This is a genomic window from Nesterenkonia sp. HG001, from assembly GCF_034438835.1.
GTDB classification, from domain to species: Bacteria; Actinomycetota; Actinomycetes; order Actinomycetales; family Micrococcaceae; genus Nesterenkonia; species Nesterenkonia xinjiangensis.
This window is the reverse complement of the sequence record NZ_JAOSZD010000007.1, coordinates 49155-69892: the sequence shown is the minus strand read 5'-3', so window position 1 is coordinate 69892 and position 20738 is coordinate 49155. Positions and strand designations below refer to the sequence as shown.

At 69.5% G+C, this 20738-nt stretch carries 15 protein-coding genes; 5 read left to right on the top strand and 10 right to left on the bottom strand.

Translation table 11 applies throughout. The features are described from left to right. Positions 1-25: 25 nt before the first annotated feature. From dxs to dut, 6 genes are all read right to left on the bottom strand, one after another. Positions 26-2044, bottom strand: a complete 2019-nt coding sequence (gene dxs / locus ODE13_RS12500; RefSeq protein WP_322479582.1) for a 1-deoxy-D-xylulose-5-phosphate synthase — start codon at positions 2042-2044, stop codon at positions 26-28. Positions 2045-2180: 136 nt separating this feature from the next. After that, positions 2181-5003, bottom strand: a complete 2823-nt coding sequence (locus ODE13_RS12495) for an aconitate hydratase (RefSeq protein WP_322479581.1) — start codon at positions 5001-5003, stop codon at positions 2181-2183. A gap of 343 nt (positions 5004-5346) precedes the next feature. Then, a complete protein-coding gene (locus tag ODE13_RS12490) occupies positions 5347-6888 on the bottom strand; it encodes a class I SAM-dependent RNA methyltransferase (RefSeq protein WP_322479580.1) in 1542 nt (513 codons plus the stop codon). 4 nt (positions 6889-6892) lie between these two features. Next, positions 6893-7702 carry a DUF3159 domain-containing protein gene (locus ODE13_RS12485; RefSeq protein WP_322479579.1) on the bottom strand — a complete coding sequence of 270 codons (810 nt, stop codon included), beginning with the start codon at positions 7700-7702 and terminating at the stop codon, positions 6893-6895. A gap of 84 nt (positions 7703-7786) precedes the next feature. Then, a complete protein-coding gene (locus tag ODE13_RS12480) occupies positions 7787-8773 on the bottom strand; it encodes a DUF3710 domain-containing protein (RefSeq protein WP_322479578.1) in 987 nt (328 codons plus the stop codon). 26 nt (positions 8774-8799) lie between these two features. Further along, positions 8800-9294, bottom strand: a complete 495-nt coding sequence (gene dut / locus ODE13_RS12475) for a dUTP diphosphatase (RefSeq protein ID WP_322479577.1) — start codon at positions 9292-9294, stop codon at positions 8800-8802. A gap of 151 nt (positions 9295-9445) precedes the next feature. Between dut and ODE13_RS12470 the strand changes: the two genes are divergently transcribed. Then, on the top strand, positions 9446-9928 hold the full coding sequence (locus tag ODE13_RS12470) for a DUF3093 domain-containing protein (RefSeq protein ID WP_322479576.1): 483 nt from the start codon (positions 9446-9448) through the stop codon (positions 9926-9928). Positions 9929-10066: 138 nt separating this feature from the next. Here the strand turns inward: ODE13_RS12470 and ODE13_RS12465 are convergent, their stop codons facing one another. Then, positions 10067-10366 (bottom strand): DUF4193 domain-containing protein, encoded by a 300-nt coding sequence (locus ODE13_RS12465; RefSeq protein ID WP_070158911.1) that lies wholly within the window; start codon positions 10364-10366, stop codon positions 10067-10069. 350 nt (positions 10367-10716) lie between these two features. On the opposite strand from ODE13_RS12465, the gene sepH reads away from it, so the two are divergent. Continuing rightward, positions 10717-12021: a septation protein SepH gene (sepH, locus tag ODE13_RS12460; RefSeq protein ID WP_322479575.1), complete on the top strand. Its 1305-nt coding sequence runs from the start codon at positions 10717-10719 to the stop codon at positions 12019-12021. Between the two features lie 21 nt (positions 12022-12042). Here the strand turns inward: sepH and ODE13_RS12455 are convergent, their stop codons facing one another. Continuing rightward, positions 12043-13269, bottom strand: a complete 1227-nt coding sequence (locus tag ODE13_RS12455) for an alkaline phosphatase family protein (protein WP_322479574.1) — start codon at positions 13267-13269, stop codon at positions 12043-12045. A 19-nt stretch (positions 13270-13288) separates the two neighbouring features. Continuing rightward, entirely contained in the window at positions 13289-13909 is a 621-nt protein-coding gene (locus ODE13_RS12450; RefSeq protein ID WP_179542830.1) for a DUF5998 family protein, read from the bottom strand. 61 nt (positions 13910-13970) lie between these two features. On the opposite strand from ODE13_RS12450, the gene ODE13_RS12445 reads away from it, so the two are divergent. Genes ODE13_RS12445 through ODE13_RS12435 form a run of 3 tightly spaced genes read left to right on the top strand, consistent with a single transcriptional unit; the run spans position 13971 to position 18828 of the window. Beyond that, the gene (locus ODE13_RS12445; protein WP_322479573.1) at positions 13971-14999 is read left to right on the top strand and encodes a 3-oxoacyl-ACP synthase III; all 1029 of its coding nucleotides are present in this window, start codon (positions 13971-13973) and stop codon (positions 14997-14999) included. Continuing rightward, positions 14993-17776 (top strand): alpha/beta fold hydrolase, encoded by a 2784-nt coding sequence (locus ODE13_RS12440; protein ID WP_322479572.1) that lies wholly within the window; start codon positions 14993-14995, stop codon positions 17774-17776. The genes ODE13_RS12445 and ODE13_RS12440 overlap by 7 nt, the downstream gene beginning before the upstream one ends. After that, positions 17773-18828: an NAD-dependent epimerase/dehydratase family protein gene (locus tag ODE13_RS12435; RefSeq protein ID WP_322479571.1), complete on the top strand. Its 1056-nt coding sequence runs from the start codon at positions 17773-17775 to the stop codon at positions 18826-18828. The genes ODE13_RS12440 and ODE13_RS12435 overlap by 4 nt, the downstream gene beginning before the upstream one ends. A 3-nt stretch (positions 18829-18831) precedes the next feature. Here the strand turns inward: ODE13_RS12435 and ODE13_RS12430 are convergent, their stop codons facing one another. Continuing rightward, the gene (locus ODE13_RS12430; RefSeq protein WP_322479570.1) at positions 18832-20682 is read right to left on the bottom strand and encodes an ABC transporter ATP-binding protein; all 1851 of its coding nucleotides are present in this window, start codon (positions 20680-20682) and stop codon (positions 18832-18834) included. Positions 20683-20738 lie beyond the last annotated feature (56 nt).

The window sequence follows — 20738 nt, the reverse complement described above, 5'->3', positions numbered from 1 at the left end:
AAGTGTGAGCTGGTCAGGGGCAGGTTCAGGTGTCCCGGCTGAAGGGGAAGCTGGGGATCTCTCCGGTGGGGAGGTCCTCCCCGGGCAGCGGGCGGGCGAAAGGCACCTTGGTGCCCAGCACCTGGGCCACGGTGTCCTGTGCGATCTGGGCGGAGGTCAGTCCGACCCGTGCGAGCACCTCGCCCCGCGATCCATGCGAGAGGAACTCCACCGGCAGGCCCACCTCGTTGAGAGCGGTGTCGACTCCGGCCTCACGCATGGTCTGACGGATCCGCGACCCGACGCCGCCGGCCTTCACCCCGTCCTCGGCGCACACCACGATGCGGTGCCTCGCCGCCAGGGAGACCACGGTCTCCGGCACCGGCAGCACCCATCGCGGGTCGACCACCGTGGAGGTGATGCCCTGGTCGGCGAGTCGCCGGGCGACGTCGAGAGACAGCTCAGCCATCGTGCCGACCGAGACGATCAGCACGTCGTTGCTGTAGGCGCCGTCGTCGTCGGTCTGGCCATGGAGCACCTCCACGCCGTCGTCGAACCGATGCAGGGCGTCGATCTCGCCGTTGACCGAGCCCTTGGAGAAACGGACCACCGTAGGAGCGTCGTCAACCGCCACTGCCTCACGCAGCTCTTCACGCAGCCGCGTCGAGTCACGCGGTGCGGCGATCTGCAGCCCCGGGACGATCTGCAGGAGGGAGAGGTCCCACATGCCGTGATGGCTGGGGCCGTCCGGACCGGTGACCCCTGCGCGGTCGAGGACGAGCGTGACTCCCGCCTTGTGGAGCGCGACATCCATGAGCAGCTGGTCGAAGGCCCGGTTGAGGAAGGTCGCGTAAAGGGCCACCACCGGGTGCAGTCCCCCATAGGCCAGCCCGGCCGCAGAGGTGACGGCGTGCTGCTCGGCGATGCCGACGTCGAAGACCCGCTCCGGGTGGTTCTGGGCGAAGCTGCGCAGCCCCACGGGATTGAGCATCGCCCCGGTGAGCGCGACGACGTCGGGACGCTCGTCGGCGATGGCGGTGATCTCCTCCTCGAAGACCGAGGTCCAGGACCGTGCGGCCCCCCGCGAGACAGGCTCACCGGTCTCCGGATCGATCACCCCGACGGCGTGGAACTGGTCCTTCTCGTCCGCGCGGGCCGGCGCATAGCCGCGACCCTTCTCCGTGAGGGCATGGACGATGACCGGGCCGCCATAGTTCTTGGCGTCCTGGAGAGCCTCCTCCATGGAGCGTTGATCATGGCCGTCCACCGGGCCGATGTATTTCATGCCCAGGTCTTCGAAGAGGCCCTGCGGGGCCCAGAAGTCCTTGGCGCCCTTCTTCGCCGCATGCAGGCTGCGGTAGACCATCTGGCTGACCGGCCCCCCATGCTGCAGACGCTGCTTGGTGCCGTCCATCGTCCTCTCGTAGACGTGGTGCGTGCGCAGCTTGTCGAGGAAGCCGCGGCGCAGCCGACCCAGTTGATCGGCGAGCCCGCCGACTGTCGGAGCGTAGGAGCGACCGTTGTCGTTGACGACGATGATCACTCGGCGGTCCTTGTCCGCGGCGATGTTGTTCAGCGCCTCCCAGGCCATGCCGCCGGTCAGCGCTCCGTCCCCGATGACAGCGACGACGGACCGGTCGTCCTCCCCGCTGAGGACCCGGGCCTTGGAGATCCCGTCGGCCCAGGACAGCGACGAGGAGGCGTGGGAGGACTCGACGACGTCGTGGATGGACTCCGCCCGATCGGGGTAGCCCGCCAGCCCTCCCTGCTGCCGCAGGGTGGAGAAGTCCTGACGCCCGGTCACCAGCTTGTGGATGTAGGACTGGTGTCCGGTGTCGAAGATGATCGAGTCACGAGGCGAGTCGAAGATGCGATGGATCGCCAGGGTCAGCTCCACCACGCCGAGGTTGGGGCCCAGATGCCCGCCCGTCCTGGAGACGTTGTCGATGAGGAACTGCCGGATCTCCGCGGTCAGCCGTTCCAACTGCTCATCGGACAGCCGGGTCAGATCCTGGGGAGACCTGATGGTCTCCAGAATGGTCTTCACGGACTCGATCCCTCCCATGCGATCAGGCTTCCTGCGATTCTACCGTCCGTCGTGCCGGATTCCGCACCCGCCGGACGCCGACGGCGGGCGGCCCAGAGTCTCCCCCGGTCCGCCCGCCGTCGCTCCGGCGACCTCCGCCGCCTCGATCAGCCGGTCACTTCACCAGCTGGCGCAGCACGTACTGCAGGATGCCGCCGTTGCGGTAGTAGTCCGCCTCGCCGGGGGTGTCGATGCGGACCACCGCGTCGAAGGACACCTCGGTGCCGTCCTCCTTGGTGGCGGTGACCGTCACGGTCTCCGGGGTGGTGCCCTCGTTCAGTGCCGTGATGCCCGAGATACTGAAGGTTTCGAAGCCGGTCAGGCCCAGAGTGTCGGCGGTCTCGCCCTCCGGGAACTGCAGCGGGAGCACGCCCATGCCGATGAGGTTCGACCGGTGGATGCGCTCGAAGGACTCGGTGATGACCGCACGGACCCCGAGCAGCTTGGTGCCCTTGGCCGCCCAGTCGCGCGACGAGCCGGAGCCGTACTCCTTGCCGCCGAGCACGACCAGTGGGGTGCCTGCCTCCTGGTAGTTCATCGCGGCATCGTAGACGTAGGCCTGCGGGGCGCCGTCCTGGGTGAAGTCCCGGGTGAAACCCCCCTCGACGTCGTCGAGGAGCTCGTTCTTGATCCGGATGTTGGCGAAGGTGCCACGGATCATGACCTCGTGGTTGCCGCGCCGGGATCCGTAGGAGTTGAAGTTCTTGCGCTCCACGCCGTTCTCCAGCAGGTAGCGTCCCGCTGGAGTGTCCGATTTGAAGGACCCAGCCGGTGAGATGTGGTCCGTCGTGACGGAGTCGCCGAGCTTCAGCAGCACCCGAGCGTCCGTGATGTCCTCGACCGGCGACGATTCCAGCTGCATGCCGTCGAAGTACGGGGCCTTCCGCACATAGGTGGAGCTCTCATCCCAGGAGAAGGTCGAGCCCTCCGGGGTGTCCAGCGCCGTCCAGCGGTGGTCACCGTCGAAGACGGTGTCGTACTTCGAGGTGAACATCTGCGTGTCGATGGACTCGTCGATGATCCTCTGGACTTCGACGGGGTCGGGCCAGATGTCGCGCAGGAAGACGTCACCGCCGTCGGCGTCCTGACCCAGCGGCTCGTTCTCGAAGTCGAAGTCCATCGTGCCGGCCAGCGCGTAGGCGACCACCAGCGGCGGAGAGGCCAGGTAGTTCATCTTCACGTCGGGGTTGATGCGGCCCTCGAAGTTCCGGTTTCCGGAGAGCACCGAGGTCACGGCGAGGTCCTCGTCCTGGACCTTCTGGGAGATCTCCTCCTCCAGAGGACCCGAGTTGCCGATGCAGGTGGTGCAGCCGTAGCCGACCACGAAGAACCCGATCTTCTCCAGGTATTCGATCAGGCCTGACTTCTCATAGTAGTCGGTGACGACCTTCGATCCCGGGGCGATGGAGGTCTTCACCCAAGGCTTCTGCGTGAGGCCCTTCTCCACCGCGTTGCGCGCCAGCACACCTGCGGCGAGCATGACATTGGGGTTGGAGGTGTTCGTGCAGGACGTGATCGACGCGATGGAGACCGCACCATGGTCCATGGTGAACTCACGGCCGTCGGGCATCGAGATGCCCACCGGCTTGGACGGGCGGCCCACCACGGGTCCGCTGTCGTCGTGGCGCGGACGGTCCTTGGCGTCCTGCTCCTCGTCGGCGGCGTGCGCCGGAGCGTCGGAGGCCGGGAAGGAGGCCGCCGAGGCGGCGTCGGCGTGGCCGTTGGTGGAGGTGTCGACCGTGTGCTCCACGTAGTTGTGGATGTCCTTGCGGAACTGCTGCTTGGCGTCGGTGAGCTCGATGCGGTCCTGCGGTCGCTTCGGTCCCGAGATGGACGGCACCACGGTGGAGAGGTCCAGCTCAAGGTACTCCGAGAAGCGCAGCTCGCGCGATGCGTCGTGCCACATGCCCTGCTCCTTGGCGTAGGCCTCCACGAGGGCGAGCTGCTCCTCGGTGCGGCCGGTCAGGCGCAGGTAATCGATGGTGACGTCGTCGATGGGGAACATGGCCGCGGTGGAGCCGAACTCCGGGGACATGTTGCCGATGGTGGCGCGGTTGGCCAGCGGCACCGCGGCGACGCCCTCGCCGTAGAACTCGACGAACTTCCCGACCACGCCGTGCTCGCGGAGCATCTGGGTGATGGTGAGGACGACGTCGGTGGCCGTCGCGCCGGCCGGGATCTCACCGGAGAGCTTGAAGCCGACCACGCGCGGGATCAGCATGGAGATCGGCTGGCCGAGCATCGCAGCCTCGGCCTCGATGCCGCCCACGCCCCAGCCCAGCACGCCCAGGCCGTTCTCCATCGTGGTGTGCGAATCGGTGCCCACGCAGGTGTCCGGGTAGGCGCGCAGCACGCCGTCGATCTCCCGGGTCATCACCACACGGGCCAGGTTCTCGATGTTGACCTGGTGCACGATGCCCATGCCCGGGGGCACGACCTTGAAGTCGTCGAAGGCCATCTGACCCCAGCGCAGGAACTGGTATCGCTCACCGTTGCGCTGGTACTCGATGTCCATGTTGCGCTCGATCGCGTCCGAATTGCCGAAGGAGTCGATCTGCACGGAGTGGTCGATGACCATCTCGGCCGGCGCCAGCGGGTTGATCTGGTCCGGGTTTCCGCCGAGATCGGCCACAGCCTCGCGCATGGTCGCCAGGTCCACCACGCAGGGCACGCCCGTGAAGTCCTGCATCAGCACCCGGCCCGGGGTGAACTGGATCTCGGTGTTGGGCTGTGCCTTCGCGTCCCACTGCCCGATGGCCGTGATGTGCTCGGCCGTCACATTCGCCCCGTCCTCAGTGCGCAGAAGGTTCTCCAGAAGGACCTTCAGGCTGTAGGGCAGGGAGTCGTACCCCTCCACAGTGTTGAGGCGGAAGATTTCATAGTCGGCGCCGTTGACGTTGAGAACGCCTTTTGCTCCGAAGCTGTCCACAGTGCTCACGCGGGACTCCTCTGTAGTTGCCAGACGGACACGGTCCGGCGGCGCACGGCCCCCGGACTACGGGCGCTGAGGTATCTCACATGGCGGAGTCTCCGGTGCCGGCCTCGGTCGCCCCGTGGACGCAGCGACGCTCAACAGTGAGCACGACGGCGATCTCGGGTCAGTGGTGCGACCGGGCCTGAGCACGCGGTCCCTCCTCCAGCGCTCAGAGCCGTATCGCTGTCCATCCTACTCGGTCGTCATGCGCTGAGGAGACTCGTGTCGGAACGACCGCGCCGTGCACAGTGACGGCACGGGAAGACACGGGGACGACACTGACCAGGAGCTGCTCCACCTGCCTGGATCAGCGCTCGAACAGGGCCACCGACTCCATGTGGTGGGTGTTCGGGTAGAGATCGAGGACTTGGAGGTCCGCAAGTCGCCATCCACGGGCCAGGAGGTCCTTCGCGTCGCGAGCGAAGGAGGCCGGTTCGCAGGACACGTAGACGATCTGTCGTTGGCCGGCTACGTCCAATCCGGCGATGACCTTCTTCCCCGCACCGGCACGCGGCGGATCCAGCAGGACCAGGTCATGGCCGGAGAGTGAGTCCAGCACACGCTCCACCGCTGCTCGCTCCACGCTCACCTGCGGGGAAGTCGCGAAGAGCTCACGGGCTGAGGCGCTGGAGCCCGGGGCCGCCTCGACGCTGATCACTCGTCCCTCCGCGCCGGTCCGCTCGGCCGCCCAGGCGCTGAAGAGCCCGGCCCCGGCATAGAGGTCGGCAACCGAGCTCCCCGCCCCGAGGGAGACCATCTCGTCGACGGTGCGCACCAGCGCATCGGGCGCGTGCCGGTGGATCTGCCAGAAGCCTTCGGGGCGCAGCGGCACAAAATGGCGTACCTCGCCGGCATCCGTGGTCAGCGGCACCGGGAGCGGCTCCTCGACGGTGCGCCCTCCCAGGACCACCTCATGCTCGACCACCGTGGGCACCTGAGGTGCGGCCAGCCGCTCACCCCGGGCCCGCCCGCGGGCACCGTTGCGTGCGCCCTGCCGGGACCCGCGGCCGCCTGCGCTGCTCGGATCCCCGGAGGTGATGTCTCCGGCGCGCGCGTCGTCTGCCCGGGCCAGGGCCAGCACGATGGTCTGAACGGTCGGCTCGATCTCCGCGATGCGCAGGAGCCGCTCTCGCAGTCCTGCCTCAGCGGCCCGATGCTGCTGGGCGTGGACCACCAGGGCCAGCGGAGCCCGCCCGCCCGGAGCCACGACGTCGACCCGTTCCGCACCGGTGAAGTCTCCGCCGAAGAGTCGGGACTCGTGGATGGCCTCGACGGCCAACGGCATGCCGCGCAGATCGATGAGCTGGTGGCTGCGGTAAGGCTTCATGCTCAGCACACCGTGATCGTTGATGCCGAAGCTCACTCGGGTGCGCCAGTGCAGGCCGTTGCTGTGGCGCTCCCCGACGTCGGCCACATGGATCTCCCCGTCGGCGGGGCCATGGGCCAGCGCGAGGTCCTGCAGGGCGATGCCCCCGATGCGCTGAAGGGTGTCTCGGAAGACCTGGGCCTTGACCCTCCGCTGGTGCTGATCGGTGATATGTCCGTACTCGGCGCCGCCCACCGGCAGCCGGTCCATCTCATGGGCGCGCAGGGCGTCGGCCAGCTTCCAGATGTGGCGGCGGCGATAGTCCGAGGCCGCGAGCACCTCGATGACGTCTGCGCGCCAGAACTTGGCCTGCGGCCCGGAGTCGGTGACCCGGGCTCGCACGACTTCACCGGGAATGGCGTGCCGGACGAAGATGACGCGGCCCTCGTGGCGGGCCACGCAGTGACCACCATGGGCCATCGGGCCCACATCGAGGGTGAGCACCTGCTGCGAGTTCGTGGTGCGTGCGGTCTGACCGGTCATAGGCTCAGGTCACCGCCCCACCGGTGCGCGGCGCGGGAACCGCCGAGGGGCGGGTGATCATCCAGGCGATCCACAGCGCCAGCGCATAGAGGGGAAGCCCCATCACGAGGCGGGCGGTGCCCAGCGCGACGACTGCGTCGGAGAGGTAGAGCGGGAGCTGGACCATCAGCCGCAGCGCCAGCACCCCGGTGACGATCCACGTGGCCAGGGCGTAGCGCCGTCGGCGTTCGTCGTCCTGCCGCCAGGTGACGCCCTCACCGCGGATGAAGCCGAAGAGGATGCCCAGGAAGGGCCAGCGCACTGCGACCGAGAGGGCGAAGCCTGCGATGTAGGCAGCATTGGTGAGGAATCCCCACAGGTAGAAGTCGCGGGCCTCACCGGTCTGCTGGGCCACGAAGGCACAGAGCACGATGACTGCGAGGCCAGAGAGGGACTGCACCAGCGGGCCCCGCTGCATCAGGCGGGCGATGGTGAACAGCACGCCGAGCGCCACCGCCACGAGTGAGGAGCTCAGCAGGTCCTCGGTGATGACGAAGACCGTGAGGAACGCGGCGGCGGGCACCGAGGCCTCCACGAGGCCCCGCACCCCGCCGATGGAGGCCATCACGTCCAGGGAGCCGTCGTCGTGGGTGCGCATCCGGGAGGCGGCCGACTCGGAGAGCCGCTCGCCGAACTCCCCGGCGCCGGGCTCGGTCTCGGCGGGGGTGCCCTGCGGGCCCTCGGCCCGTGGCATGCCCCGGTGCGCCTGATCCGCCTCACGCACGTCGTCGTCCGGCTCGCCGGGCGTGTCAGCCCGTGCCGATGAGTCTGTCATCACTGTCGCCTGTGCCTCCCCCTGTGCTGGTCCCCCCGCCGTGCGGGAGACCCCGCCGGCCTGCTCATCACACATCGGGCGTTCTCAGCCCTGTCCCGAGCCGTCCGCCCGTCCTGGACCGCGGGCCGCCCTGTCCTGCTCCTGCGGTCGCACCCCGTTGGCGGCGGGCTGAGCCTCTCCGCCCACGCCCCCGACGCCGCCGACTGCCGCCGCAGCCGGGTTCGGACCGGGAGCGGCATCTCGTCGCTGCGCCGGGTTCCGCGGAACCACCACGCGCTTCGCGCCCTCGGGAGGTCGGAGGGCCAGCAGCTCACGCGGCGGCAACGGGTCTTCTCCGCGGACGACCACGAGGCGGGAGAAGAGATCCTCCACGCCCTGGGCGGCCTTGGGATCGATGGCACCGCGGCCTCCGACGACTCCCCGGAGGAACCAGCGATTCCCCTCGAACCCGATGAAGCGGGCCACCCGCCAGCCGGAACGGCCGTCCTTGAGGGTGGTCGGCACGCGGGCGGCGATCTCCTTGCCGAAGCGGCCGTCGAGCGCCTTGATGCGGCCCTTCTGCTTGATCACCGAGTCCTGGATCTGCTCACGGACCTCGTCCCAGGTTCCGCCGGACTTGGGCGCGGAGAACGGCTGGATCTGGATGCTGGCCTCGCCGACCGAGATAGTCAGCGCCACCACTCGCTTGGTCTTCTGATCGATGTCGAGCCTGACCTTCTGCTCCTTGCCCGCCGGCACGAGCAGGGCGCCGAAATCGATGTAGCCCTTGGTCGACTCGACCTCGGTGACGTCATAGGGGCCCGCGCCGGCGATGCTCTCGGCGGCATCCCCCTCTGCGGCGACGCCCTTGGCAGCATCTGTTCCCGTCTCCTCGGGCGCGGACCGGGCCGAGCCCGGTTCCGCCCCGGTCTGCGTGTTCTCGTCGGCGGAGGTCTCCGTGGACACATCGGTGACGCCGGCGGCATCGGGACCGGCAGCGGCTACCGGATCCTCCTCGCGGAGGGCCTCCTGGATGGTGGCGGGCTTGGGCGCCTGCGCCTCCGTGGACTTCTTCCGTCGTCCGAAGATCATGCTGAAGTTCCTCTATTCCTCGGGAGTCACGTGCCGGTCGAGCCGAAGCCGCCCGCGCCGCGGACGCTGTCGTCCAGCTCGGCGACAGGCACGAACTCGGCCTGCGCGACCCGCTGGATGACGAGCTGCGCGATGCGGTCTCCACGACGGAAGCTCACCGGAGTCGAACGGTCGGTGTTCACCAGACACACCTTGAGCTCCCCACGATACCCAGCATCGATGGTTCCCGGCGTGTTGACAAGGGTGATTCCGTGTTTCACAGCGAGACCGCTGCGCGGATGCACCAGGCCGACCCACCCCTGCGGGACGGCCACCGCGACCCCTGTGGGGACCAGACGACGTTCCCCCGGCTCCAGGGTGAAGTCCTCGGCGCTGACCAGGTCCGCTCCGGCGTCCCCGGGGTGGGCGTAGCTCGGGAGGGGCAGCGTGTGGTCGAGCTGGCGGATCGGCACCCTCACCCGGTCCGGCGCGTCAGTGACCGGGGCGGGCTCGTGAGCGTGCTCATGCGTGGACGTGGTCATCGGTGGTGCTCTCTCCTCGGGTGGGCGGCGACCCCTCGAGTCTACTCACCTCGACTCACCTCGACACGGACGACGGAGCCCCCCCCACACGCGGGCGGAGCCCGGCCGCACGGTTCCTCGCCCACCGGCGTTCCGTGAGAAGCTTGGGAGCATGACGAACCATTCTCCGAGCTATTCCGAGAAGCTCTGGCCGGCGTGGTGGATCTGGCTCGTCGCGGTCATCATCGGAGCCTCGGTCTCGCTGATCTTCTTCCCGATCAGCATCGGCCTCGGCCTGGTGGTCATGGTGATCGGCATGGCGCTGCTGCTCTTCGCCCTGGTGATCACCACCCCGCGGCTCGAGATCTCCGACGGATGGCTCACCGCCGGCCGTGCCCGCATCGACCTGCAGCACGTAGGCATGGTGGTCGGTCACCGCGGCCCGGCCGCCCGCGAGCAGCTCGGGCCCGGCTTCGACGCCCGGTCCTATCAGTGCATCCGCGGGTGGATCGACCCCGTACTCACCGTGCAGATCACCGATCCGGAGGATGCGACGCCATACTGGATCATCTCCACCCGAGACCCGGAGGCCGTGCTGGCCGCGCTCGGTTCCACGGAGCCGATCCGGGAGACCGGGGTCAGCGTGACCGACTGAGCCGGTCGTGCACCCCGTGCGTCGGCTGGGACACTACGAGACGCTGTGACACCATGAGACCAGACTGACGGAGGCCCCGTCCCGGATGATCCGGGACGGGGCCTCCGTCAGTCTGCGACCGCTGGCTGCGCCGTGAGGTCAGCTGTCGCAGTCCTTGCAGATGAACATGCCGTTCTCCTCGCGGGAGACCTGGGAACGGTGACGCACCAGGAAGCACTCCCCGCAGGTGAACTCATCGGACTGGGCGGGCAGCACCCGCACCTGCAGCTCCTCGTCCGAGAGGTCCGCGCCGGGGAGCTCGAAACCCTCAGCGGCCTCGGCCTCATCTTCGTCGACGACGGCAGACTGTCGATTGGTCTGCTGATTTTTCAGTTCCTCGATGGAGTCTTCGTTGACGTCGTCGTCGTTCTTGCGCGGCGCATCGTAGTCGGTTGCCATGAGGGTCGCTCCACACTCCGAGAGTTGAATTCCTGTCGCGCGGCCACCGGCCACCACCAGTGCCTCCGGCGCGATTTGTCGGACAGATTGTGTCGTATCAGTCCCCCTGTGCCAAATCCAGGACACCATGTTGAGCCGTGGGCGGAAGCGGTCGGACCGCACCGGTGTCCACGGACCTCATCTGGAGTCCAGAGCAGGCACAGGAGCACCCCTAGGAGACACTGTTGAGGCACAAGGTTCAAGTTCTGCTCCATCGGAGTCAGGAGGTGACCGGCGTCCCGCGCTACAGTGACCCCTGGACCACATCCATCAGGACGACGACTGCCGACCACTGGCAGGAGGAAGCATCGATGCAGCAGCTGCGGATCATGGGCGTGACGGAAGAGGACTCCGACGAGACGCTCGTCCTCGCGGACGAGGAGGGCCAGGAATACGCCCTGCCCGTGGACGAGGCGCTGCGCACGGCGGTGGCGCGGCGCTCTACGCGCCCGGCGCACCTCACCACACGAGCCGAGGACGCACGCGCCCCGATGACCGTCCGTGAGGTCCAGGCCCGGCTGCGCGCCGGCGCGACCGTGGAGCAGATGGTCGCTGAATCGGGATTGGACCCCGCCCGGGTGGAGCGCTACGCGGGCCCGGTGCAGGCCGAGCGCGCCTACATCGCCGAGCGCGCCCGGGGCACGCAGATCTCCCCGCCGTCCTCGACGGAGCAGCATCGGATCGCCTTCGGCGACGCCCCGGCCACGCTGCAGGCCATGGTCCTGGTCCGGTTGCGTGCTCTCGAGGTGGACCTCGCCTCACTGGCCTGGGACGCCTGGCGTCGACAGGACGGCAACTGGCAGATCCTGTGCTGGTTCGACGCCGACGACCTCTCCGCCGGCCGTGCCCGCGTCGACGTCGATCCGCCGGCGGAGTGGGTCTTCACCCCCGAGTCACGGCATCTGCGCCCCGTGGGGCCCTGGGCGCAGACCCTGAGCAGCCTTCCTCCGGAGACCGGATCCCGCCGTGGACCTCGCCGGCTGACCGCAGTCGACGCCCCGTTCGACGTGGAGTCCTCCACCGAGCAGCCCTCGCCCCGGCGCCGCCCAGACCGCGCGGCGGGCCCGGTGCCCGCCGACGAGCAGGACACCTCCCCCATCGATGCCGCCGCCCCGGACCCTGCAACAGCCCGACCGGCGGGCCCCTCCGTCGAGGGAGACGAGCACGAGGACCTGCTGGACGTGCTGCGCGCCCGTCGTGGCCAGCGTCTGGGCGCCGACGAGGACGCCGACGACAAACTGGCCCTGATGCTCACCCGGGACGAGCAGACTGCCGGTCAGGACGCCCCCCGTCTGCGGGCGCTGGAGGACGAGGACGGCGAGGAGCCCTCCCTGACCGAGGCCGAGCGCACTGACGCCTGGGGATTCAGCTACGCCGAGACGGTGGAGGCGCAGACCACCAAGCCTGGCGGTGATGCCGGACCCGTCTCCGGAGCGACCGGCACCCACGACACGGACCAGCCGACGACCGGCGAGGATTCCCGCGGCTCCTCAGAGTCCAGGAGCCCGGACGAGGAGGGCGCCTCCGAAGGGCGCCCGCGACCGAAGCGCTCAGGAGCTCGTCGCCCGAACATGCCCCGGTGGGACGACATCCTCTTCGGATCGAAGGGCGACTGAGCTCAGCTCCTGGGTGCGGGCTCAGCCGAAGGGGCGGCCCGTCAGCGAGAGCAGCGGCACCTTGATCTCAGCATCGGTGAGCGACCCGTGCTGGCCGATCATCTGCAGCGGGTCCGTCCCCGTACGTTCGGTGTGATAGAGCGCGAGCGGGCCGTGGACGGCGATGAGCAGGTCCCCGATCCGGGGGCGCACCCGGTCCTCCACGAGGCCGAACCAGCCGGCGTCGATGGCCTCATCCCGGGTGCAGATCCACGCCTGGTCGCCGAAGCGCTCCTCCCAGGCCTCGTGGACCTGACGGCGCACCGCAGGAGAGGCGTCCTTGTCGAAGTAGACGTGCACGAAGCGTGGTTCGCCGCCGGTGTGCCTCACGCCGCGCAGCAGCGCCTCCTCCTGGCCGAAGTCCAAGCGCCCCTGCGGCGCGATGTCCAGCATCCCGTGATCGGCGGTGAGCACCGCGGAGAACTGATCGCCGAATCGCTGCCCGAGTCGAGTGACGAACTTCTCCGCCTCCGCGTCGAGCGTCTCCAGGGCACGGATCCACTCCGGGGAGTCGACGCCGTAGCGGTGCCCCGTCTTGTCCAGCTCATCCACGTAGAGATACATCAGCAGCGGCTGAGGAGAGCCCTGCCGGGCCGCGGAGGTTTCGGGCCGATGGGCGTGCACCGCGTCGGCCGCCATCCGAAACCGAGCGTCCATCCGGTTCGCGCCGAGGAACTCGCCGCCGGCGAGCACCGCCCGGGTGAGCGGAGAGTCGGCGAACTTCGGTCGGGACACCGTCAGCACCCGGGCACCGCCACGCTCCGCGCGGCTCAGCACCGACATATGGGGCTGCCATCGGGCCGGATCCACCGCGGGGTCCCAGCCGCCGAGCATGTTGACCACCCGGTCCAGCCAGGGGGCCAGCACGTCGTAGCCCACCAGGCCGTGGCGTCCGGGAACCTCACCGGTGCCCAACGAAGCGATGGAGGCTGCCGTCGTGGCCGGGGCCGTGGCGTCGATCACCTGACCTGTGGCGCTGCGCCGCCAGGCGGAGGCCAGGAAACGGGCGTGGCCGCTGTGCCGGGCGATGAGCTCATCGCCGAGCCCGTCGACCATGAGTACCACCGCGATGCTCGCCGAGGGCAGCCCCAGCCGCTCGGAGAAGCCGTCCAGCCCCAGGGAGGCTGCGGCAGAGGTCATCACATGGCGGACATGGCCCCCGTCATAGTCGGGGGCGAGTGCGGCCAGCTCACGTGCGCGTGCTGTCATCGGAATGCTCCCCTCCCGTTCAGCGGGCGTGACGAACGCAGGCACGACGCAGGGCACGCACGAAGCTTCGCGCCTCCTCCACGGCGGTGTCGCCCTCGGCGGTGGCCGCGATGCGCAGCACGATGTCCTCCGGGATCACGGTGCCGTCGTCGCCGTGGTCCGCCATGCAGTCCGGATCCCCACAGTGCACCGGAGCCGTCTCGAAGCGTGCCCCGCCGGTCCAGTTCATGTTGAGCGTGACCTCGGCGAGGCCGCGGTCTGGGCGGAAGTGCTCGGGCTGGCGGTGCACCTCGGAGAGGATGACTGAACGGATCCGGCTGACCGGGACCACCTCCGTGGAGATCCTCGCCACAGTGTCGGTGCGCCCGGCGGTCGCCGCGTCGTCGGCTTCCAGGTCATGGTCGTCGAGATGAGCCACGACGATGACGTTCTCGGCCAGCGCCAGCACGGTGATGTGCCGGTGCACCTCCTCCATGTCGAAATGAGTGTCCACATGGACGATCTGATGCGTCGGTTCGCGGCCGTCGAGCGCCTCGGTCACCGTGTGGTGCACCAGTGACGGATAGAAGCCGCCGCGTTCGATCGCCGCGCGCAGCGAGAGCGTCGAAGAGGGCGCGGAGTCGTCAGGGCTGAAGGTCATGGCACCCATGCTAGCTCGGCGCCGATTCGCTAGCCCGGTTCACCTGCTGGATAATGGAGCAGTGCCAGGAAACGCGACTTTTCACCACCGCAACGCAGCCCTGCTGTCCGTGGCCGAGGTTCAGGCCCCGGTTCCGCTCACGTCGAGGGATCTCGACCGCCGCCTGGCTGACGCCCTGAAGCGGCTCAAGCTCCCCCAGGGCCTGCTCCAGCGGGTCGCCGGGGTGAAGACGCGACGCAACTGGGAGCGGGCCGGCGATGTCCGTGCCGGGACGGTCGAGGCCGGGCGCCGGGCGCTGCAGGCCGCGGCGATAGACCCTGCCGACGTCTCGGTGATGATCAACACGTCGGTGACCCGGGAGCATCTCGAGCCCTCCGTCGCCGTCGGCATCCACCATGATCTGGGGCTGCCCAGCTCGGCGATGAACTTCGACATCACCAACGCCTGCCTGGGGTTCGTCAATGCGATGACCCTGGCCAGCTCGCTCATCGACGCCGGGCAGGCGACCTATGTGCTCATCGTCAACGGTGAGGACGCCCGGAAGGTCCAGGACGCCACCGTGGAGCGGATCAGCAGTCTGGAGTCGATGGTCAGCCGGGAGGACTTCATGTCCGAGTTCGCCTCCTTGACCCTGGGCTCGGGTGCCGCGGCCGCGGTCGTCGGCCCGGCCGACCGCCACCCGGAGGGCCACCGGATCGTAGGAGGCGTCACGCGGGCCGCCACCCAGCATCACGGCCTGTGCGTCGGCGACCACCGCGGCATGTACACAGACTCCAGGGGGCTGCTCGACGGAGGTCTGGAGCTCGTCATGGACGCCTGGCAGGACGCGAAGGAGCACTTCGACTGGGAGTCGATGGACGCCTATGTCACCCACCAGGTCTCCTCGCTGCACACCGCCTCGATCATCAAGGCCGCCAAGCTGGACAAGAAACGGGTCCCGGTGACCTATCCGGAGCTGGGCAACGTGGGCCCCGCCTCACTGCCCATCACCCTCTCCCGTGAGGCCCCCCGGCTCTCGCCAGGCTCGAGGGTGCTCTGCATGGGAGTGGGATCCGGGCTCAACACGGCCATGGTGGAGATCGCATGGTGAGTGCACCCCGGCTGAGCTTCCGTCCCCTGCCTGCGGCCCACGCGCAGCTCCCTCCGAGGCGCCTGCCCGGCCTCGACCCAGCCTGGTCGCGGCTCGTGGCAGCGCGGACCACGGACGGAAGCCGCACCTTCCACGTGCTCGACACCGGACCGCTGCTCGCCGAGCGGGGCATCCCCGTCCGCGGCACCATCCTCGCGGTGCACGGCAACCCGACCTGGTCCTATCTGTGGCGCGGGCTCCTCGCGGAATCGCTGCGACGCGGCGGCGCCGAGGGAACTGCCGCCGGCTGGCGGGTGATCGCCCCCGACCAGCTGGACATGGGCTTCTCCGAGCGCCTGGCCCACCCTCGGGCGCCCCGCCCCCAGCATGTCGGACAGCACGACGATGCCGGCTATCGGCGCCTGGAGCAGCGCCTCGACGACCTCGACGCCCTGATGGACGCGCTCGACGTCGACACCGCCCTGCCGCTGGTCACCCTCGGCCACGACTGGGGCGGCGTGATCTCGCTGGGCTGGGCCATGCGCCACCCGCACGACGTCGACGCCACCGCGACCTTGAACACCGCAGTGGACCATCCGGTGCAGGAGCACATCCCGGCGGCTCTGCGCGCCGCGATGGCGCCCGGCCTGCTCAACACCTCCACCGTGGAGACCCGCGGCTTCCTCTCCGTGACGCTTTCGCTCGCCGAGCAGGGCCTGGACCCGGAGGTCCGTCGGGCCTATCTCGCCCCGTACCGGACCCGAGACCGTCGCGGCGGCGTCGGCGGCTTCGTCGCCGACATCCCCGCCCGAGCCGAGCACGTCTCCCGGGGCGCTCTCGAGGAGATCTCCTCCGCCCTGGGCGAGTGGACGAAGCCCTCGCTGGTGCTCTGGGGGCCGAAGGACCCAGTGTTCCAGGAACGCCACCTGGCCGATCTGCAGCGTCGACTCCCGCATGCCGACCTGCACCGTTTCGAAGGCTCCGGCCATCTGGTGGCCGAGGATCGGGACATCGCCTCGTCCGTGCTGACCTGGCTGGAGGGCCTCACCTGGACCGACGGGCAGCTCGTCCCGGCGATCGGAGGGCGCCGATCCCCCGTACCTGCCGGCGAGATCGACGGACTGCACGCGCAGCTGGCGGAGATGACCGCCGGCTGGCGTCGGGGATCACCCGCCGTGGTGGACATGACCGGGGAGGAACCGGCGACCCTCAGCTGGCAGGAGCTCTCCGCGCGCATCGACGCACTCGCCCGCGGTCTGAGCGAGCTCGGTGTCGCCAGCGGCGACCGGGTCTCGCTCCTGGTCCCTCCGGGCAATGATCTGACCGTGGTGCTCTACGCCTGTCTGCGCGTCGGCGCGGTGGCCGTCGTCGCGGACGCCGGCCTGGGCGTGCGGGGGATGACACGGGCGGCCCGCAGCGCCCGTCCGGAATGGATCATCGGTGCCACCCCGGGCCTGGCCCTGGCCCGCACGTTCGGATGGCCGGGTCGACGCATCAGCGTCCAGGCGCTCTCGAGCCGCCAGGCTCGGCTGCTGGGCACCGTGGCCTCGGTGGAGCGGCTGCTGCGCAGCCATGTGGGGCGGACGCCTGAGGTCCCCGCTCCTGCTCCGGAGGACGAGGCTGCGGTGCTCTTCACCTCAGGGTCCACCGGTCCCGCCAAAGGCGTGATCTACACCCATGGCCGGCTCGCCGCCCTGGTCGCTCTGCTGCGCCGACAGTTCGACGTCGTCCCCGGCTCCTCGCTGATCGCGGGCTTCGCACCGTTCGCGCTGCTCGGTCCGGCCATCGGCGCGACCTCGGTGACCCCGGACATGTCGGTGACGAAACCCGCCACGCTGACCGCCGTCGCCGTGGCAGAGGCGGCTCTGGCCGGTGAGGCCACGATGTTCTTCGGCTCCCCCGCGGCGCTGCGCAACGTGGTGGCCACCGGCGCGGACCTCGACCCCGAGCAGCGCGCCGCCCTGAGCCGGATCGCTCTGGTGCTCTCCGCCGGGGCCCCGGTGCACCCGGACCTGCTGGACGCCGTCCAGGAGCTGTTCCCGACTGCGGAGGTCCATACTCCCTACGGCATGACCGAAGGGCTGCTGCAGGCAGACATCGATCGTGGCCAGGTGCATGAGGCCATGGCCACCCGGCAGAGCGGTGTATGTGTGGGACGTCCGGTGGCCGGAGTCCACGTGGCTCTGGCTCCCCTGGACGCCGAGGGCCGCCCCGCCGAGGAGCTCGTCGTCCTGCAGGAGCCGCCCCAGCCCGAGGCTGTGGGCGTGCTCGCCGAGGTCGTCGTCTCCGCTGCGCACATGAAGGCCGGCTACGACCGCCTGTGGGACACCGACCGGGCCAGCAGCCGCGACGATGCCGACGGCCTGCTCTGGCACCGGACCAATGACGTAGGACACGTCGATGCCGAAGGCCGGCTGTGGATCGAAGGGCGCCTGCAGCACGTGATCACCACCCCCGGAGGGCCTGTCGGTCCCGGGTCAGTGGAAACCCCGGTCGACGCTCTCGAGGAGGTCGCCCGCAGCGCGGCCGTCGGCGTAGGGCCCGCCGGCACCCAGTCCGTGGTGGTGATCGTGGAGCCTCAGGGAGATCCTGGCGCGCTGTCGACCGGTCGCTCCCCGCTGGCCACCCCCGAGTTCGCCGCCGCCGTGCGAGGCGCTGCGGGGGACATCACCGTCTCCGCCGTGCTGGTGCTCGGAGAGCTTCCCACCGACATCCGCCACAACTCGAAGATCGATCGCACACGACTCGCTGTCTGGGCCGATCGCGCACTGACCGGAAGGAGGCCCGGCACACCGTGACCGCCGCCACCCGGCTGGAGGACCAGCCCACCACCCCCCTGGAGATTCCTCCCGGTTCACGGGTGCTCCTGACTGGCGCCTCAGGCCTGTTGGGCCGCAGCGTGGCCCACCGCCTGGCCGAGACCGGCTACGTGGTCACCACGCTGCAGCGCGGCGCGTCCCAGCTCGAGGGCGTTCGGGATGTCCGCGGATCGCTGACCGATCGGGCCGTCGTGGCCGAGGCCATGGCAGACCAGGACGCCGTGGTCCACATGGCCGCGAAGGTCTCGGTCTCCGGCCGTCAGCAGGACTTCGTGGACGTGAACATCCATGGCACGGAGAACGTCCTCGACGCGGCCGAGGCCGTCGGGGTGGAGCACGTGCTGCACGTGTCCTCCCCCTCGGTGGCCCACACCGGCGCCTCTCTGGTCGGCGCGGGTGCAGGTGACCCGGACCCCGAGGCGGCCGAGGGACACTATGCCCGCACCAAGGCGGAGGCCGAGCTGCTCGTGCAGGCCCGGGCCGCCGCCGGGATGAAGGTGCTGGTCATCCGCCCTCACCTGATCTGGGGGCCCGGGGACGGTCAGCTGACGCGCCGCATCGTGGACCGTGCCCGCTCCGGACGGCTGCCGCTGATCGGCTCCGGGGCTGCCCTGGTGGACACCCTGTACATCGACAACGCCGTGGACGCCTTCGCGGCCGGGCTGCGCCGGCTGCCCGCCATCCATGGGAAGCGCCTGGTGCTCACCAACGGCGAGCCCCGACCGATCGGCGAACTGATCATGGGCATCGCGGCCGCCGGTGGGGCTCGACGTCCCCGGCTGCGCATCGCTCCAGGCGCGGCCAAGGCCGCCGGACGCGCCGTGGAGACGCTCTGGGGGCTGGCCGAGCGCGCCTTCGGCGACTTCGGGGACGAACCGCCGATGACGAGATTCCTGGCCGAGCAGCTCTCGACCGCCCACTGGTTCGACCAGCGCGAGACCCGAGAGGCGTTGGACTGGGCCCCGGTGGTCAGCATCGACGAGGGACTGGCCCGCCTCGCAGAGCATGTACGTCGCACCGGCGGTGTCTGAGGCTCAGCGCGCGGCGACCTCCATCCGCAGGGCGGAGACGAGGTCTCGGTAGATCTCCGAGCTGCCCAGCAGCTCCGCGTGGGTGCCGGCGGCCACGATCTCACCGGCATCCATGACCAGGATCCGGTCGGCGTCGACCACTGTGGACAGTCGATGCGCGATCGTCACCACCGCCGCATCTCGTGCATGCTCGGCGATCGTGGCCTGGATGGCGGCCTCGGTGATGCCGTCCACCTGGGCAGTGGCCTCGTCGAGCAGGAGCACGGCGGGACGGGCGAGGAGGGCGCGTGCCAGGGCGATCCGCTGACGCTGTCCGCCGGAGACGTTGGTGTCGGTCAATGGAGTGTCCAGGCCTTGCGCGAGCCGGTCCGCCAGGTCCCCCAGATGCAGCCGCTGCAGCACGGCCTGAAGCTGATCCTCACCGGCCTGCGGGGCCGAGAACAGCAGATTCTCCCGGACCGTGCCCGGTACGACCGGCGTCTCCTGCTCCACGTAGGCGAAGGCCGCGCGCACCTGGGCGTGGCTGAGCTCCGCGTAGGGGCGCCCGCCCAGCCGGATCAGTCCGGACTCCGGCTCCAGGAAGCGCATCATCAGCGAGAGCAAGGTCGTCTTCCCTCCGCCGGATGCCCCCACCAGCGCCAGATGCCCACGCGCGGGCACCTCGATGCTGACCTCCTTGACTGCGGCCGGGGCATCCGCCCCGTAGCGGGCGGTCACCCGGTCCAGCTCCACCACCGGAGACTCCGCCAGCCCGTCCTGAGGCGGCTCCCTCCTCTCCAGCACCCCGGAGGCGACGGTCGACATGCGCCGCACGGCCGCCTCTACGTCCTCATGCTCCTCCCCCAGGACACGCACGTCGGCCCGCGGGTCCTCCACGGGCATGGCCTCCACCTGGCTGATGCGGCCGGCCGCAGCCAGGCCTGACTGCAGCGTGGTCAGGTTCTGGGTGAGCTCCATCAGGGGCCCGGTGAGTCCCCAGACGTAGAGCAGGAAGGCCACCATCGTGGAGACCCCCATCTCTCCGTCGGCCACCCTCCACGCCCCGAAGGCCAGCACCATGATCACTGCCCCGTCCAGGCCGACGCCGGCCACGGTCCACGCCCCGGCCTGGATGCGCACCGAGCGCAGGCTGTACCGCCTGGAATCGCCGACATGCCGCATGAGCGCGTCGAAACGTCGCGGCTCGGCCCCGGAGGACTTCACGGTCTTGATCGCTCGCACGGTCCCCTCCAGCTCGGACCCGAGATCCCCCAGGGCGGCCTGCGCCTTCTCCTCCACCGTGGCGATCCGGGGCATCAGCACCGCGAAGATCGCCAGCACCAGGATGACGGTGCCCAGCGTGAGCCCCAGCAGAGGCAGGTCGAGGCGGGCCATCAGCACCAGGGATCCGATGATCATCATGGTGCCGTTGATCAGCCCGATGATCGCTGTGGAGGCGGCCTGGTTCAGCAGCACCGTATCCGAGGTGACCCGGGTGACCAGTTCGCCGGGACCGCGTCGCAGGAGTTCGAAGACGCGGGCACCCAGGTAGCGCAGGATCATGCGTCGCCGGGCGTCATGGACGATGTCCTCGGCCAGCCGCCCTAGCAGCACCCATTGGATCCAACCCAGCACCGCACCGAGGATCAGCAGTCCCACCAGCACCAGCACGGGATCACGCAGCGAAGCACCTTCAGTCAGGCTGTCCAGCACCCATTTGGTGACCATGGGGCTGGCCAGGCCCATGGCGGAGACCGCCAGGGAGAGCAGGAGCCCAAGTCCGAGCACGGGCAGATGGGGTCGGGCGAAAGACCACAGCACCCGCAGTCGAGTCGAGGAGGAGGCCGACGAGACCTCAGTTGATGATTCATTCATGACACCTAGTGAGACACATCTGTCCCGTATTGGTCAAGTGCCGGCACTCTACAGGC